Below are 14,432 nucleotides of genomic sequence, written 5' to 3' on the forward strand. Positions count from 1 at the left end.
TTGCAACTTCACTATTCAGTGCTGTTGGTATCCAGTGTTACTTACTACAAGGTATGCTGTAACACGTAGTATGGTGACTGTCAACTTGATTTTTTATTTTTTTTAAAAAACCAGCTACCCCCATTGGATACAGATGATTTCTTTTATGGAGCCTTTACTTCCTCCTATGTTTCTTTCACAATGATCACACCGCGGATCATTCCCATCCAGCAGCTGCACATGTAGGTTCCCGGTTTCTCTGGTGTGAAAACGATGAGGTTTTCTCCTACTTCCAGAGACCAATTCCTTCCGAAGAAATGTTAAAGAGTATTCCCGAAATGAAAGAAGAACTTCATAGACCCATGCTCTTAATAATCTCGGCAGAAAAGTAAATGTTTATTATGGTTTCTGCAAGATGTGGGGACGTTTTTCTTTTTGGGTTCACGGGAGCTTTAGTAAAATAACTGAGGATTATTAATGTAACACCTTCGCGTTCTTCACTTTTCCACTAACTATAGGAGCTTCATAAGAAGCCCTATCATAATTTTAAATTCTTATGGTTTCGATGATAAAAATCCACTTTTTTTGACGACTTTTCCTTTTATTTTAATTGCTTTCATTATCCCCACCAAAAACAAAAGATGATAAATTACTTGAAAACCGAGTATGACGAACATATTTGTTAAGTATAAAAGGCCAGTTAAACTGATCCAGCCTTTTTAAACGAGCACTATTCAAAAAAAAGGTAAGAGCATATAAGTGCTCTTACCTTTCTTCATTTTATTTTTCTCTGTTACTCTTCCTTGCCTGCTGCCATATTCATGTTCGATTCGATATTCTCCTGGCTAATGGTGGAAAATGGTAAATTTCGCTTTCCTGAGAAATTCTCAAGCAAATCTTTGACATCAATTCCCGAAGATGCCTTTAATGACTCCTGCAATGTTGCCATTAAATCCGTTGCATACCCGGTCACTTTATTAGCCCCGCCATTCGAACCGCTTCCACCCGTGTCCACTACAGTGATCTTGTCGATATTACTAAGCGGGCTTGCCACTTGTTTTGCATACTCCGGCAGCATTTTCAAAATCATGTCCATTACAGCCGCTTGCCCAAACTGTTCAAAGGCTTCTGCAATCTTCTGCTTGGCTTCGGCCTCGGCTACCCCTTTTAACCGGATGATTTCCGCTTCTGTCGTACCTTGTGCCCTTTGTGCGTCCGCTTTAGCAAGACCGTCCATACGAACACGTTCCGCTTCCGCTTTCGCCATGGCTTCAATTTTATACTTATCGGCATCCGCTTCTGTAATCTGTTTCATCTTGTTAGCGGAGGCTGCCTGCTCTACCGCATAACGGTCGGCATCCGCCTTTTTCTTCACTTCTGAATCATATTGCTTTTCACGGCGAAGGATTTCTTTTTCCTCCAGCTCAATTTGCTTCTGACGTTCAATGATCCTGATTTGCATTTCCTGTTCTGTTACATCCTGTTTAGATCTAGCCGTTTCAAGATCGTAAGCTTGGTCAGCTCGTGCTTTGGCAATATCCTGCTCGCGACGGAATTCCGCAACCTTTAGCTTGTTGATTTTTTCGGCTTCCGCAATTTCTGTTGCCCTTTCAAGTTCAGCTCGCTGTGCTTCCTTCGATGCTTCTGCGCGCTTGATTCGCGTTTCTTTCTCTGCTTCTGCGGTAGCTATATCGGCATCCCTCTTTACTTGTGCGATTCTTGGCTTACCAAGGGATTCAAGATATCCATTTTTGTCCCGAACATCTTTAATGGTGAACGATACGATGATGAGTCCCATTTTAGCTAAATCCTGCGAGGCTACCCTCTGTACTTCCTGGGAAAACTTTTCGCGGTTTTTATAAATTTCCTCGACTGTCATCGACCCAAGGATGGAACGAAGATGTCCCTCTAAGACTTCCCGTGCTTCCTGTTCACGGTCATCTTTGGATTTACCAAGGAATTGCTCCGCTGCTGTGGCAATATCGGTGATTGAACCGCCAATCTTGATTATCGATACACCATCTGCCATGACTGGAACTCCCTGTTCTGTGTATACTTCAGGAGTTGAGACCTCAAGTTTGCTTGACAACAAGCTTAGTGGTTCCGCTTGCTGGAACACCGGGAGAACGAAAGCGCCACCTCCGCGGACGATTTTTATTTTATTTCCTGATTCGTCGATGTGAACATTTTTGCTTCCTAAGTAGCTTCCAGTCACGATCAATGCTTCATCAGGACCAGCCGTGCGGTATTTCGTAATAAAGACAGCAATAAGTGCGATAAGTAAAAATGCTACAATGGCGACGACAATCCAAATCAAATTAAACATAAACTACCTCCTACCTTTTTTAATCCTGGTGGGGCATAACATAGACAACCCCGTTTTTAACTTCGATGATCAAGACCTTTGAATCCGAAACAATTCCTTCATTCTTATAACTGGCCGCAGTTTTCGCGATGCTTCCACTGATGCTTTCAATAAGGACTTCCCCAAACCCGTCAACCGGGATTGATGTCAGAACCCTGCCGACCCTCCCTCTCAGATCATTATCATGAAATGTCAAACTTTCTTCCGCTGATGAGATGGGAAGCAAAACAAATACATTCAGTAAAGTGACGATGGTAAATGAAATGATCAGGGAAATGCCGGCACTCAATCCAGCATGAAGTCCTGAAAGAGATTCAAGTAAAAACCCACTCGCAAAAAACACGGTCAAAAAGCTAAAAATGAGTGTAGGATTAAATATATCCGGTAATTCAAGGCCGGAAAATATATCATTAAACAAGATAAATAAGAATGTTAGCCCCCCGAATATAATTAATCCATATAAATAGACTGTTTCTAATGGAACCCCAAATAACTCCATCTCTTTCATCCTTTAAATTCGATTTTTTCCAAGCCGCATACTATTTTAAGGACCTGGGATAAGCGTTTTACCAACATTGATAGTTTATTGTTATAATCCCCTCCATTTTCTTCGCTTACCATTCATACGAACTATGCATTAAAAAAGTTTCATTTATTTTCCAAGTTTTGAATTTTACCCTTGTGTTCACTTACAAACAATGTAGTCTAATAAATCATTAATGAATTAAAATCCATAATATCATTGACAGTGTTTAGTTAACATATTAAAATTCTTTATATGTTAACTCGTCATATAAATAGGTTTACATTAGGGGGAAGCACAATGAAGGAGCGTCATGAGAAGTTAAGAATGATGATGGTTACAGCTTTATTTGCAGCACTTATAGGAATACTTGCCCAAATTACAATTCCACTGCCCTTAGTACCGATTACAGGACAGACTCTAGCAGTCGGACTGGCAGCAACGATACTCGGTTCACGTTATGGAACTTCTTCCGTTTTATTATACTTGTTCATAGGGGCAGCGGGAGTGCCGGTATTCGCTGAAATGTCTGGAGGATTAGCTAAGATATTCGGTCCGACAGGCGGTTATTTATTATCCTATATCCCGACAGTATATATAACGGGGCTGATATTGGAAAAAAACCGTTTCTCAGTTGCAATGGCTTTCCTTGCCAATACAATCGGGATGATAATTACTTTAGTCATCGGTACGGTTTGGTTAAAATATATGAGTTCATTATCTTGGCCAGTGGCATTTGCCAGCGGTTTTGCTCCATTTATAATCGTAGGCGTTTTAAAGGCATTCCTTGCATCATGGCTTGGCATTACAATCCGTTCAAGGTTAGCCTCGGCTAATATGCTACCAAAAAAAAATGCACCACTTTCCCAATGATGGGTAAATGAAAGAGAGGGTACTGCTTGTGGTACCCTCTCTTTCATTTATATTCAAATTCCCGAACACTTGCACAAAAAAAAGACTCTTAAAAAAGAATCTTTTTTACAAGTAATTATTGCGGTCCTATCCCCATAAGTCCGAATATAAATAGCAAATGTATATTATCCCCTTTGCTAACCGTAATCATTTTACTATAGTAACAGTAATTTGACAACTATTGAGGACACACATGAACATGCTGCCATTTAATTACTTAAGGATATATAGTAACGGCTTTAGTTACTTATTATTCACTTTATATTCTTTTTTCGTACCATCTTCGAAAACGACCTCTAAATCAAATTCTTGATAGTCATCCTTCAAATTAAAAGCTTTTGTCACTTCTTGAATGACCTCCTCCTCTGATGAATCTTTGGTGAATGTCAATTTTTCTAGAATCGGGGTCAATTCTTTCATTGCTTCATCACCGTGAACTTCATGTTTGTTAAGTTTGTCCTTGATCGAAGCTTCTGTTTGAGCTCCCATGGTATCATATTCAGCTTCGTATTCGTTATCATTGCCTGTATAATCCGCTTCCAATTGAAAATCCTTATAAGTGAAAGGCAATTTTTCATTATTATCCGTTCCTGTTTCAGGATTATTTTCAGCTTGATTTTCATTTTCCTGAACCGGCGGGTTTTTCACTTCATCGTTTTCTTCGCCGCATCCAGCCAAAACAAGCACAGCGGCAAACGGCACTGATAATATTTTGATTGATCTCCTCATGAGTTTTTCCTCCTTTAGTCTGTATACCTTATCTATTTCCTAATAGAGGTCAAATAAAACTCAAGATTTCCTCATATACATTAAATCGACCAAGTGATCATAGTGGAAGGATATAAAACAATACGGCAAAAAAGTGTGTGACAGATCCCCCAAGCACGAATAAATGCCAAACCGCGTGATGAAACGGAAAACCGCGCCAAACATAAAATATGGCTCCAAACGTATAAAGCAATCCACCTGCAATCAGTAACTGGATACCAGCTGTTGGCATCGTTGCTGTAAGTGGTCCCCAAACGATAACGATCATCCACCCCATTGCAATATAGAGAATCGTCGAAAGGAAGAGGAATTTTTTCACATAGAAAGCTTTGAAGACGACCCCAACTATGGCAACTCCCCAAATTATACCCAGCAGTGTCCAGCCTAGTGACCCTTGGATCACAAGAAGCATGATTGGCGTGTATGTTCCTGCAATGAATATATATATGGCTGAATGATCAAAGATTTCAAATATATCCTTTGTTTTGCCCTCTGGAAAACTATGCACTAAAGTGGAAGAGACGTATAAAAGTAGCATGGAAACACCATAAATGACTGAAATGACTATATGCCAAGGCGATCCTGTTTGGGCTGAGAATATGATTAAAAACACAAGTGCTGCAATACTTAACAAAACGCCGACACCGTGGGTTATCGCATTGACCACTTCTTCTTTTTTTGTATAAACATGTGTATTAGCCATGTTACAGCTCCTTAATTCCGCATTAATTTTTTAGTATTCAACTAAAGTATACATTAGATCTTCCAAGCAATATAGAAAAGTGAATATTAACTTGATTATCACCCCTTAATTAGATTATCATCTAATTAGATGATAATCTAATTAAGGGAGGGATTAAAGTGCAACTAGAAAAATTGGTCGCTTTCCATAAAACGATTGGTGATGTAACAAGGATTAGAATTATATCCATCCTGGCAAATGGTCCAAAACACGGACAGGCACTTGCCGGAATATTAAAATTGACGGCCCCGACAATCTCACACCATTTAACTAAATTGAAGGACATTAATTTAGTGAAGGATCGAAGGGAAAAAAATACGGTATATTATTTTTTGAATGAAGATGTCCTGAAGCATTATTCATCAGCATTACCTAAAATGGTTTCAACTAAGGGGGATTCCAATAAAATGGATAATCAAAAGCTGAATTTAGAACACAAAAAGATCCTTGAAAACTTTTTGATGCCAGATGGTCGATTAAAAACCATACCTGCACAGAGAAAAAAGAAAATGATCGTTCTTCATCATATAGCCAGCCTTTTGGAAAAGGGACGGAAATATCCAGAAAAAGAATTGAATGAATTCATCCAGTCTTTCCATGATGATTATGCAACAATAAGACGTGAACTAATTATCGGGAGTATCATGTACCGTGAAAACAGCATTTATGAATTGAATCCCCGCGAGATGTGGGCTGATATCGTTTAACGGAAGGTTTCAAAAATAAAAAACCGGCCTCCCCTTTGGAAAGCCGGTTCTTATGATATAGTTTATATGGCAAAATGGTGGCCGCCGATAATTTTTATTACATCTAATTGTTTCATCCATTCACTGTCCGAAATACTAGGATTCCAAAAATACAAGGCATCATTTGTATACCCATGAATCGCCAATGCTTCATTGACAGCTTTCTTGGCATCATCTCCTGCTGGTTTATTTATACTGCCATCACCAACAGGCGAGAATTGGTTTTTTTGATAAATCACTTCCCGTACCGTATCAGGAAATTCATCGCTATCAAGACGATTCAAAACAACTCCTGCCACCTCAACCTTACCTCTGTATGGCTCCCCTTTAGCTTCTGCATGCACAAGCCTTGCTAATAATTCTTTATCTTTTTCATTCATTACATGTGGAATAATTAATGTTTTACCGGGCTCGGCAACATTATTTACATTATTATTGACTTCTTTCAACTTTCCGATTGGAACACCGTACTGCTTCGCAATATCCCATATCGATTCACCTTGTTTAATGACATGTTTGGTTGCTCCATCCGAAGCTTTACTGGTCGTTCCCTTAGGAAAAGCTATCCCAAGTATGATGACACTTAGAGTCATTATCACGGTTAATAATACTGATAATTTCATCCTGTAACCTCCTCGTTAAGCATCTTCCAAGGATAACAGACCATATGGGAGAAAACAGTGCTAAATTTTTTCCAAGGAAATGAAGGAAAAATTTTCACGGGGGTCTATTAACTTCAGAATTTTAATGATTCCCATTCTTCCCGTAGCATTCCCATTCTGATTGAATCATAATAATAACCATCATGATAACGGCATTTTCTCATTCTTCCCTCTACTTGCATACCTACCTTTTCTCCAACTGCGATCATGCGTTCATTACCTGACCATGTCGTCAGACCCACCCGCTCAATCTCCATTTTTTCGAATAAATAGCCTATGAATAACATTAACGATTCTGTTCCATAACCGCCATTCCAATACTTGGGCTCAAATATCGTAATTCCGATTTCAAGCCAACGGGAAGGTTCATGTTCCCAGTAATATACAACAGATCCTATTATTTGATCATTTTTTTCCAGTAATAGCTCAGAGTAAGCCCCCATTTTTTCATCATAGGTTCTATGCTTCGCTTCTTTATCGATATATGTTTGGAAATCAATGAGTTCAAGTGGATGATAAGGTGCATCCCACTTTTTCCATTCTGGATCGGCTTCTCCATATTTCAGGCTCCATAAACGTTTTAAATCGGCTTGTTTAACATTCCTCAATATTACTTTACTTCCTTCAATCCAAACATCGTCCAATCCGCTTCCTCCCACTTCAACCTTGCACCGTACTTTCCAATTTACCTGTCGACACATAATTTAATAAAATATTGCCTATCTCTGGGACCATCGAATTCACAAAAATATACACCTTGCCAAGTGCCAAGTATCAAGCTCCCTTTATGGATGATCACCTGCTGTGAAGAGCCAACCGTACTTGATTTCAAATGGGCTGCCGTGTTTCCTTCCATATGTAAATCCAATGTATGATTCCATGGGTATTGCTCATCCAGTCTTCTTAGCATATCCTTTTTGACATCGGGATCGGCATTTTCATTAATCGTGACCCCTGCTGTCGTATGTGGACAATATATAAGAGCTATCCCCTCTTGAATCCCCTTTTCCTTGATGAATGCCTGTACTTCTGTCGTAACATCAATCATATCATCTCTTTTCGTAGTTTTTAAGGTATTTTTCTTCAGCATGTACGTTCACTCCTTTTGTTCGATTTTATATTCCATTACCCATAAACATAAAAATTCATGCTTTAATAAACCAGTCGATATTAAGATTAGCAAACCTTATTATAATTATTTTGTTTTAATATTTAAGGAATGAGGGGGGGATTTTAAGTCAACATTTCCAATTAGCCACTCCTGCATATAAAGTGGACCGATTGAGGAAGTTTTTCACGGAAATTCTATTTAAAAAAGAAACCTGCAACCTTAAAATGCTAAGGGCGAGTGTGGTTTGAATCCGGATCGATCAATTGAGGACTGCGCGAAAAATCCCATCCAGCTCTGATAGTTGAAAATCAGATGGCTATAGGCTTCTAGCCACATTTAATAATTAATCATATATCTTTTAAAGTGAGCGAGGTTTCCTGAAGCGAACCGCATTTTTGTATCACCCTTTCGGCAACCGGACTGAAGTTTTGGATTGGATACTAGAAAAGCGGATGCGCTGTAATTAGATGCGCTTTCATACTAAAGACAAACTCGATGAAAATCGAGTTTGTCTTTAGTTTTTTTATTTTAGGCTATGTTAATTTTCATTGTTGAATTACGATTGAAATAACAGCTAATCGAATAAAATGAATTTTATCCTCTTGTGTAAGTTGACCATATATCATTAGTTCTCACCCAACTCTAACTCCTTTATGGTCATGCCATCCGTGGTTAATCGGAATAGACCGAACATCACTGGATTAGCTTGCACCAATCCTTCACGCACTAAATCTTTAAGAGTCTGATTTACACAGGATAGGTTTCCCCATTCTTTCGGAAGACGGCCAGCAATTTGAATCGGTGTCTGCCAATCAGTGGTTAATGATAGCAAAAAGTTTCGTTGTTTTGGGGTCAAGTCCATAATTACTTCCTCCCTGTTTTTAGGTCACATTACTATATTGTACGTTCTTAATGACTGATAAGTTTCGTTAACGGTAATAAACAGCTATCTACAATGATTTTTCTTATAGATATATTATCACTTCAATATTGTGAAACCCCAATTAGCCAAAGCTCGATCGGCACTAAATTGATATCGGACAATCCGCTCTGCCAAGATGCTTAAATGACTTTTTCTTCGTTTGGAATAAGCAAAGGATTGGAACCTTGTCGCTTTAAACCAGATGGTACAAAAGGTGTTAAAGGACTCTACCACACCCAGAATGAATAATTATCACAGTGGTTTAAAAGGCTGGGTGCAATGATTCAATGGTGTAGCAAAAAAAACTCGACAATTATTTGAGTTGGTTTTAATTTTTAGATATAGTGAAACATCTATCATAAGGAAACAGGTGCCATCAAGGAAGAAAACAAGGAGATTAAAGAAAGGCAACTGATCCTGAGAGTAGCTACTATGTGCAAGAGAACAAAACAGTTTGCCTATTCGTTTCATGCGGCAGCAGTAAATACGCATGATAGTCATCTTAGATCCTCTATTTATAACTGCTTCCATCCAATAAAATTCAAAAAGGTTCCGGAATGATGCCATTCCGAAACCTTTTTGTCTACAAACTGAATGCGGATCCAATGCACTTGGACCCGCTTTCTTTCAGTTTTTTTTATATCCGTTTCTTTTTCCAGAACCCTAATAGTAAGGCGGTGATGAGGGATCCTATTAAAATGGCCAACAAATAGAAAAATGGGTGATTGACAAGTGGGATGACAAATATTCCACCATGTGGTGCAGGGAGAGTCACGTTAAAAGCCATTGACAGTGCTCCCGCAGTCGCTGCACCGACAACACTACTGACGATAACACGCAATGGATCCGCTGCCGCAAAAGGAATCGCTCCTTCTGTAATGAACGAAGCACCCATGAAGTAATTAGTGAATCCTGATTTTCTTTCCATTTCAGTGAATTTGCTTTTAAAAAGTGTAGTGGCAAAGGCAATCCCTAGAGGAGGAACCATTCCACCAGCCATTACAGCAGCGTGCGGTCCGAAACTTTGTGCTTCAATGGCCGCTAGCCCAAATGTGAAGGCAGCCTTGTTTAGGGGGCCACCCATATCTACAGCCATCATCCCTCCAAGAATCAAGCCAAGGAATATTGCGTTCGTACCAGATAAACCTTGCAGCCAATTGGTCAAGCCCATGTTAATTGCGGTTACTGGTTCATTTATGAGAAATAACATGATAAACCCTGTAATTAACATACCGAATACAGGATAGAGTAAAACCGGTTTAATGCCATCGAGTGTTTGCGGTAATCTGGAAAACAATTTTCTTAAAAGTAAGACGACATAACCTGCAAGGAAACCAGCGATCAGTCCGCCAAGAAAACCGGCATTAGCCTGTGCTGCCAATAATCCCCCTACCATACCAGGAGCAAAACCCGGACGGTCGGCAATACTTGAAGCAATGAATCCAGCCAGGACAGGGACAAGTAAGAAGAAGGCACCATTTCCCCCGCCAATATCACTTAATGCTTTGGCAATGGGATTATAATCCGGATTTGCTGGATCGGCTGCCTCGATTCCAAAAAAGAAAGAAAGCGCAATCAAGATTCCGCCCCCGACGACAAATGGAAGCATATTACTTACGCCATTCATTAAGTGCTTGTAAATCCCCAATCCTCCTTTTGCTGAATCACCTTCATCACTTTTATCGTTTCCTGTTCCTTTGTAAACAGGGGCATCCTGATTCAAGGCTCTGGTTAACAGCTCCTCGGTCTTCCGGATTCCATGGGCTACTGGGACCACAATGACATGTTTTCCATTAAATCGATCCATTTCCACCTGCTTATCAGCTGCAACGATAATCGCATCCGCCTCATCAATTTCTGCGGAGGTTAATCCATTTTTGATTCCTGTGGAACCATTTGTTTCGACTTTGAAATCGATTCCCATTTCCTTAGCTTTAGCCTTTAACGCATCGGCAGCCATATAAGTATGGGCAATTCCTGTTGGACAAGCTGTAACGGCTAGGATTTTACCTCCTTTATTGTTACCACTGGCAGCATTACTTGATTGCTGCTCTTCTATTTCTTCTTCATCGGCTTCCATTTCTTTTTGATTGATTATCTCCAACACTTCCTCACCAGAAGTAGCAGAAATCAATTGGGCTCTGAATTTATCATCCATCAGTAATGAAGAAAGCCGGGAAAGGGTTTCCAAGTGATCTGCATTCGCTCCTTCACTTGCTGCAATCATAAAGAACAAATGAGCCGGCTGCCCATCAAGCGATTCATAATCCACACCACTGACAGATTTGCCGAAACAGATGGCAGGTACCCTTACAGCACTTGTTTTTGCGTGTGGTATGGCTATCCCTTCACCAATCCCTGTGGTGCTTTGCTCTTCACGTTTTAAGATGGCAGCTTTGAAACCCTCCACATCGTTTAACCTGTCTGCATCGGCTAGCTTTCCTGATAGTTCATCAATGACTGCTTGCTTTGTAACGCTTTGCAGATTGATGATGATTGTATCCAATTTTAACAAGTCTGTAATTTTCATAGAGTCAGCCTCCTGTTAGATGATTGATGGCAATTTGCGGTAATAACTCTTCAATTTTATCCAATGTACCGAGATCGGATGAAAAGGCTGTAGCACTTCCTGCTGCAAGACTGAAGCGGAAAGCAGATAGAATATCCCCTGTACTTTCATATGTCCCGATGAAACCTGCGACCATGGAATCACCGGCACCCACTGAATTGATGACGTTCCCTTTTGGAACATTTGCGGAATATGACTCTCCACCGGAGCAAAGCACGGCCCCCTGTCCCGCCATTGAAACAATAACGTTTTGTGCTCCTGCTTCAACCAATTTAGCGCCATATTCCCTAGCATCATCAACCGTTCTTATTTCGGTTGAAAAAAGCTCACCCAGTTCATGATGATTGGGCTTTATTAAAAATGGCCGGTGTGCAAGGACATTCAGTAATTCCTTGCCACTCGTATCCACCACCACTTTAATGCCGTTATGGGAACAAGACCTTGCCATGGCTTCGTATACATCCGAAGGAACGCTTGGAGGGATGCTTCCTGACAAAATGAGGATATCATTATTATTCATCTGTTCGATTTGACTAAATAATTGTTGATAATTCCCTTTTGAAATGATTGGCCCTTGGCTATTTATTTCTGTCTCCAGCCCTGTTTTCAATTTAACGTTTATTCTTGTATCTCCAGCTATCTCTGTAAAGTCCGTGTAAATCTCTTCTTGTCTTAAAAACCTTTTTACAAATTCACCAGTTTGTCCACCGATGAATCCTAACGCTGTCGTACTATTTCCCAGCCTTTTAAGCACTCGGGAAACGTTGATCCCTTTCCCTCCTGGGAATTTTGCATCATAACTGGTTCGATTCACCTTGCCCATTTGAAAACTCTCCACCTCGACCAGGTAATCGATGGATGGGTTTAGTGTCACTGTATAAATCATTAAATGGTCACGACCTTTATCTTTGGATTTTTATGGAGTTGAGCAATAGCCTCTTCATCATTGCTGTCAGTGAGGATTATGGCATCGCTTACATCTGCCACCTTAGCGAAAGTAGCTTCATTCAGTTTTGAACTGTCAGCAAGCACGTATGTCTCGTTAGAGAGGCGTAATGCCATCTTCTTCAGTAGAGCTTCCTCCGGGTCGGGTGTTGTGAAACCCAGATCTTGATGGATGCCGTTCATTCCCAAGAAACATTTATCAAAACGGTATTCATTCAGAAACTGTACAGCATTACTTCCAATAACAGCATTTGTCGAAAATTTTATCGTTCCGCCCACTAACACTGTTTTGATTTCCAATTCGATGAGTTTTGGAATATGCATAAGACCATTCGTCAGCACCGTTATATTTTTATCCTTTAAATAAGGAATCATTTCCGCAGTTGTCGTGCCTGCATCAAGATATATACAATCATTTTTCTCTATGAATGAAGCCGCCAGCTTTGCTATAAGTTGTTTTTCAGCTCTTGCTTTGTATTGCTTTTCCATAGTTGTTGGTTCAAGGCCTTTTCTTTGAAGTAAAGAGGCCCCACCATGCACGCGTTTCAAGAGCTTCATTTCTTCGAGTTGCACTAAATCTCTCCGAATGGTCGACTCCGAGGCTTGTAACTGATCTACAAGCTCTTGCAGCTTTACCGTTCCTTGTTCTTTAAGGATCGATAAGATGAACTGGTGCCTTTCAGTTGTCAACAATTCGCCCACCTCACTTTAATATCATCATCATATATGAAAACGAAGCAATAATCAATCATAAACGTTTAAAAATACTCAAATTCATTCAAAAATACCTTCAAAAACATTCATTTAGATAGATAGATATGACCTTTCTTTTATCTTTTTTCTATGAAAATATCCTTTCAGTTCTTCACACAAAAAAAACCCCCATGTCATGATGACATGGGGGTTCGTATTATTTTATTAGCCTTGAAGTAAAAGTTGTTCTGGATCTTCCAGCATATCTTTGATAGCCACTAAGAAACCAACAGCTTCTTTTCCGTCAACGATACGGTGATCATAAGATAATGCAAGGTACATCATTGGCCTGTTTTCGATTTGATCTCCAACAGCGATCGGACGAGTCTTGATTGTATGCATGCCCAAGATTCCAACTTGAGGGGCATTCAAAATTGGTGTAGATAATAGGGAACCGAAAGTCCCGCCGTTTGTGATAGTAAAAGTACCACCTGATAAATCTGAAAGTCCCAGTTTGTTGTTACGCGCTTTAACAGCTAAATCCGAAATGTTCTTCTCGATTTCAGCAAAGCTTTTGCGGTCAGCATCCCTTACTACCGGAACAACAAGACCTTCATCAGTGGATACAGCTACACCGATATCATAAAAGTTCTTTTTCAGGATATGGTCGCCTTGGATTTCAGCATTCAATAACGGATATTTTTTCAATGCGCCAATGACCGCTTTAGTGAAGAATGACATGAAACCAAGTTTAACATCATTTGTTTTCACGAAAGAATCCTTATGGCGGCTACGCAATTCCATGACTGCAGAAAGATCGACTTCGTTAAAAGTAGTAAGCATGGCTGCTTCGGATTGTACTTGAACTAGACGTTTGGCAATGGTTTGACGACGGCGTGTCATCTTAACCACTTCAATGCGGTCATCATTCACTTCAACAGGTGCTGCTGCTTTTTTAGCGGCAGGAGCTTGTTTAGGAGCTGCCGCAGGTGCTGCAGGTGCATTACTTGCTGCTTCTACGTCTTGTACACGTACACGACCTAGTGGATCGGCTACAGGCACTTGAGTCAAGTCAATTCCTTTTTCGCGAGCCAATTTCCTTGCAGCTGGTGATGCAATAACTTGTTGAGTGGATGATGCTTCTTTCGCTTCAGCTTTAGGAGCCTCTTTAGCAGGAGCCGATTGTTCAGCCTTAGCTGGTTCTGCTTTAGCTTCTTCAACCTTAGGAGCTTCCGCTTTTGGAGCTGCAGCAGCTGATCCATTTTCATCAACGATGGCGATAGCCTGTCCAACTTGGACAGTATCGCCTTCTTCTGCTAAATGTTCCGAAAGTGTACCAGTATAATCTGAAATGATTTCTACGTTCACTTTATCCGTTTCAAGTTCAAGGACATATTCTCCTTTTTCAACGTGATCACCGGGTTGTTTTAACCATTGCGCAATAGATCCTTCAGAAATTGATTCTGCTAATTCAGGTACTTTTACTTCAGCCATT

At 40.1% G+C, this 14,432-nt stretch carries 14 protein-coding genes and 2 pseudogenes; 4 read left to right on the plus strand and 12 right to left on the minus strand.

Annotated features, from left to right (window positions below):
• Nucleotides 1-272 precede the first annotated feature (272 nt).
• Nucleotides 273-371, plus strand: a pseudogene (locus tag MKY17_RS15875) (SAM-dependent methyltransferase); the annotation flags it as partial.
• Nucleotides 372-772: 401 nt separating this feature from the next.
• Here the strand turns inward: MKY17_RS15875 and MKY17_RS15880 are convergent.
• Nucleotides 773-2,305, minus strand: a complete 1,533-nt coding sequence (locus MKY17_RS15880; RefSeq protein ID WP_098369393.1) for a flotillin family protein — start codon at nt 2,303-2,305, stop codon at nt 773-775.
• 19 nt (nt 2,306-2,324) lie between these two features.
• The gene (locus MKY17_RS15885; protein WP_098369392.1) at nt 2,325-2,843 is read right to left on the minus strand and encodes an NfeD family protein; all 519 of its coding nucleotides are present in this window, start codon (nt 2,841-2,843) and stop codon (nt 2,325-2,327) included.
• Nucleotides 2,844-3,167: 324 nt separating this feature from the next.
• Between MKY17_RS15885 and MKY17_RS15890 the strand changes: the two genes are divergently transcribed.
• Complete coding sequence (locus tag MKY17_RS15890; RefSeq protein WP_286176847.1) at nt 3,168-3,740, plus strand: biotin transporter BioY; 573 nt, start codon at nt 3,168-3,170, stop codon at nt 3,738-3,740.
• Nucleotides 3,741-4,022: 282 nt separating this feature from the next.
• Here MKY17_RS15890 and MKY17_RS15895 read toward each other — a convergent pair whose 3' ends face one another.
• Together MKY17_RS15895 and MKY17_RS15900 are read right to left on the minus strand one after the other, a co-directional pair.
• The gene (locus MKY17_RS15895) at nt 4,023-4,508 is read right to left on the minus strand and encodes a YusW family protein (RefSeq protein WP_098369391.1); all 486 of its coding nucleotides are present in this window, start codon (nt 4,506-4,508) and stop codon (nt 4,023-4,025) included.
• A 97-nt stretch (nt 4,509-4,605) separates the two neighbouring features.
• Nucleotides 4,606-5,250 (minus strand): hemolysin III family protein, encoded by a 645-nt coding sequence (locus tag MKY17_RS15900; RefSeq protein WP_098369390.1) that lies wholly within the window; start codon nt 5,248-5,250, stop codon nt 4,606-4,608.
• Between the two features lie 158 nt (nt 5,251-5,408).
• On the opposite strand from MKY17_RS15900, the gene MKY17_RS15905 reads away from it, so the two are divergent.
• Nucleotides 5,409-5,996 carry a metalloregulator ArsR/SmtB family transcription factor gene (locus MKY17_RS15905; protein ID WP_098369389.1) on the plus strand — a complete coding sequence of 196 codons (588 nt, stop codon included), beginning with the start codon at nt 5,409-5,411 and terminating at the stop codon, nt 5,994-5,996.
• Between the two features lie 62 nt (nt 5,997-6,058).
• Here the strand turns inward: MKY17_RS15905 and MKY17_RS15910 are convergent, their stop codons facing one another.
• The 4 genes from MKY17_RS15910 to MKY17_RS15925 form a co-directional block, all read right to left on the minus strand.
• Nucleotides 6,059-6,658 (minus strand): cell wall hydrolase, encoded by a 600-nt coding sequence (locus MKY17_RS15910; protein WP_260398125.1) that lies wholly within the window; start codon nt 6,656-6,658, stop codon nt 6,059-6,061.
• Nucleotides 6,659-6,771: 113 nt separating this feature from the next.
• Entirely contained in the window at nt 6,772-7,341 is a 570-nt protein-coding gene (locus tag MKY17_RS15915) for a GNAT family protein (RefSeq protein WP_098369388.1), read from the minus strand.
• 41 nt (nt 7,342-7,382) lie between these two features.
• Nucleotides 7,383-7,787 (minus strand): secondary thiamine-phosphate synthase enzyme YjbQ, encoded by a 405-nt coding sequence (locus MKY17_RS15920; protein ID WP_098369387.1) that lies wholly within the window; start codon nt 7,785-7,787, stop codon nt 7,383-7,385.
• A 646-nt stretch (nt 7,788-8,433) separates the two neighbouring features.
• On the minus strand, nt 8,434-8,670 hold the full coding sequence (locus MKY17_RS15925; protein WP_098369386.1) for a hypothetical protein: 237 nt from the start codon (nt 8,668-8,670) through the stop codon (nt 8,434-8,436).
• Nucleotides 8,671-8,823: 153 nt separating this feature from the next.
• Between MKY17_RS15925 and MKY17_RS15930 the strand changes: the two are divergent.
• Nucleotides 8,824-9,059, plus strand: a pseudogene (locus MKY17_RS15930) (IS1595 family transposase); the annotation flags it as partial.
• 308 nt (nt 9,060-9,367) lie between these two features.
• Here the strand turns inward: MKY17_RS15930 and MKY17_RS15935 are convergent.
• From MKY17_RS15935 to odhB, 4 genes are all read right to left on the minus strand, one after another.
• Nucleotides 9,368-11,260: a PTS fructose transporter subunit IIABC gene (locus tag MKY17_RS15935; protein ID WP_098369385.1), complete on the minus strand. Its 1,893-nt coding sequence runs from the start codon at nt 11,258-11,260 to the stop codon at nt 9,368-9,370.
• 4 nt (nt 11,261-11,264) lie between these two features.
• A complete protein-coding gene (gene pfkB, locus MKY17_RS15940) occupies nt 11,265-12,185 on the minus strand; it encodes a 1-phosphofructokinase (RefSeq protein ID WP_098369384.1) in 921 nt (306 codons plus the stop codon).
• Nucleotides 12,185-12,937 (minus strand): DeoR/GlpR family DNA-binding transcription regulator, encoded by a 753-nt coding sequence (locus MKY17_RS15945; RefSeq protein WP_098369383.1) that lies wholly within the window; start codon nt 12,935-12,937, stop codon nt 12,185-12,187. The genes pfkB and MKY17_RS15945 overlap by 1 nt, the downstream gene beginning before the upstream one ends.
• A gap of 225 nt (nt 12,938-13,162) precedes the next feature.
• Nucleotides 13,163-14,431, minus strand: coding sequence for a 2-oxoglutarate dehydrogenase complex dihydrolipoyllysine-residue succinyltransferase (odhB, locus tag MKY17_RS15950; protein WP_098369382.1), 1,269 nt, complete (start codon nt 14,429-14,431; stop codon nt 13,163-13,165).
• Between the last annotated feature and the right edge of the window lies 1 nt (nt 14,432).

The organism is Peribacillus sp. FSL P2-0133 (assembly GCF_037975445.1).
GTDB lineage: Bacteria > Bacillota > Bacilli > Bacillales > DSM-1321 > Peribacillus > Peribacillus simplex_E.

What these genes read in the sequence shown, in the direction of transcription:
- MKY17_RS15910 (WP_260398125.1), bottom strand. Translation starts at nt 6,658, where the DNA reads ATGAAATTATCAGTATTATTAACCGTGATAATGACTCTAAGTGTCATC.
- MKY17_RS15900 (WP_098369390.1), bottom strand. Translation starts at nt 5,250, where the DNA reads ATGGCTAATACACATGTTTATACAAAAAAAGAAGAAGTGGTCAATGCG.
- MKY17_RS15935 (WP_098369385.1), bottom strand. Translation starts at nt 11,260, where the DNA reads ATGAAAATTACAGACTTGTTAAAATTGGATACAATCATCATCAATCTG.
- MKY17_RS15920 (WP_098369387.1), bottom strand. Translation starts at nt 7,787, where the DNA reads ATGCTGAAGAAAAATACCTTAAAAACTACGAAAAGAGATGATATGATT.
- MKY17_RS15890 (WP_286176847.1), top strand. Translation starts at nt 3,168, where the DNA reads ATGAAGGAGCGTCATGAGAAGTTAAGAATGATGATGGTTACAGCTTTA.
- MKY17_RS15880 (WP_098369393.1), bottom strand. Translation starts at nt 2,305, where the DNA reads ATGTTTAATTTGATTTGGATTGTCGTCGCCATTGTAGCATTTTTACTT.
- odhB (WP_098369382.1), bottom strand. Translation starts at nt 14,431, where the DNA reads ATGGCTGAAGTAAAAGTACCTGAATTAGCAGAATCAATTTCTGAAGGA.
- MKY17_RS15895 (WP_098369391.1), bottom strand. Translation starts at nt 4,508, where the DNA reads ATGAGGAGATCAATCAAAATATTATCAGTGCCGTTTGCCGCTGTGCTT.
- MKY17_RS15885 (WP_098369392.1), bottom strand. Translation starts at nt 2,843, where the DNA reads ATGGAGTTATTTGGGGTTCCATTAGAAACAGTCTATTTATATGGATTA.
- pfkB (WP_098369384.1), bottom strand. Translation starts at nt 12,185, where the DNA reads ATGATTTATACAGTGACACTAAACCCATCCATCGATTACCTGGTCGAG.
- MKY17_RS15925 (WP_098369386.1), bottom strand. Translation starts at nt 8,670, where the DNA reads ATGGACTTGACCCCAAAACAACGAAACTTTTTGCTATCATTAACCACT.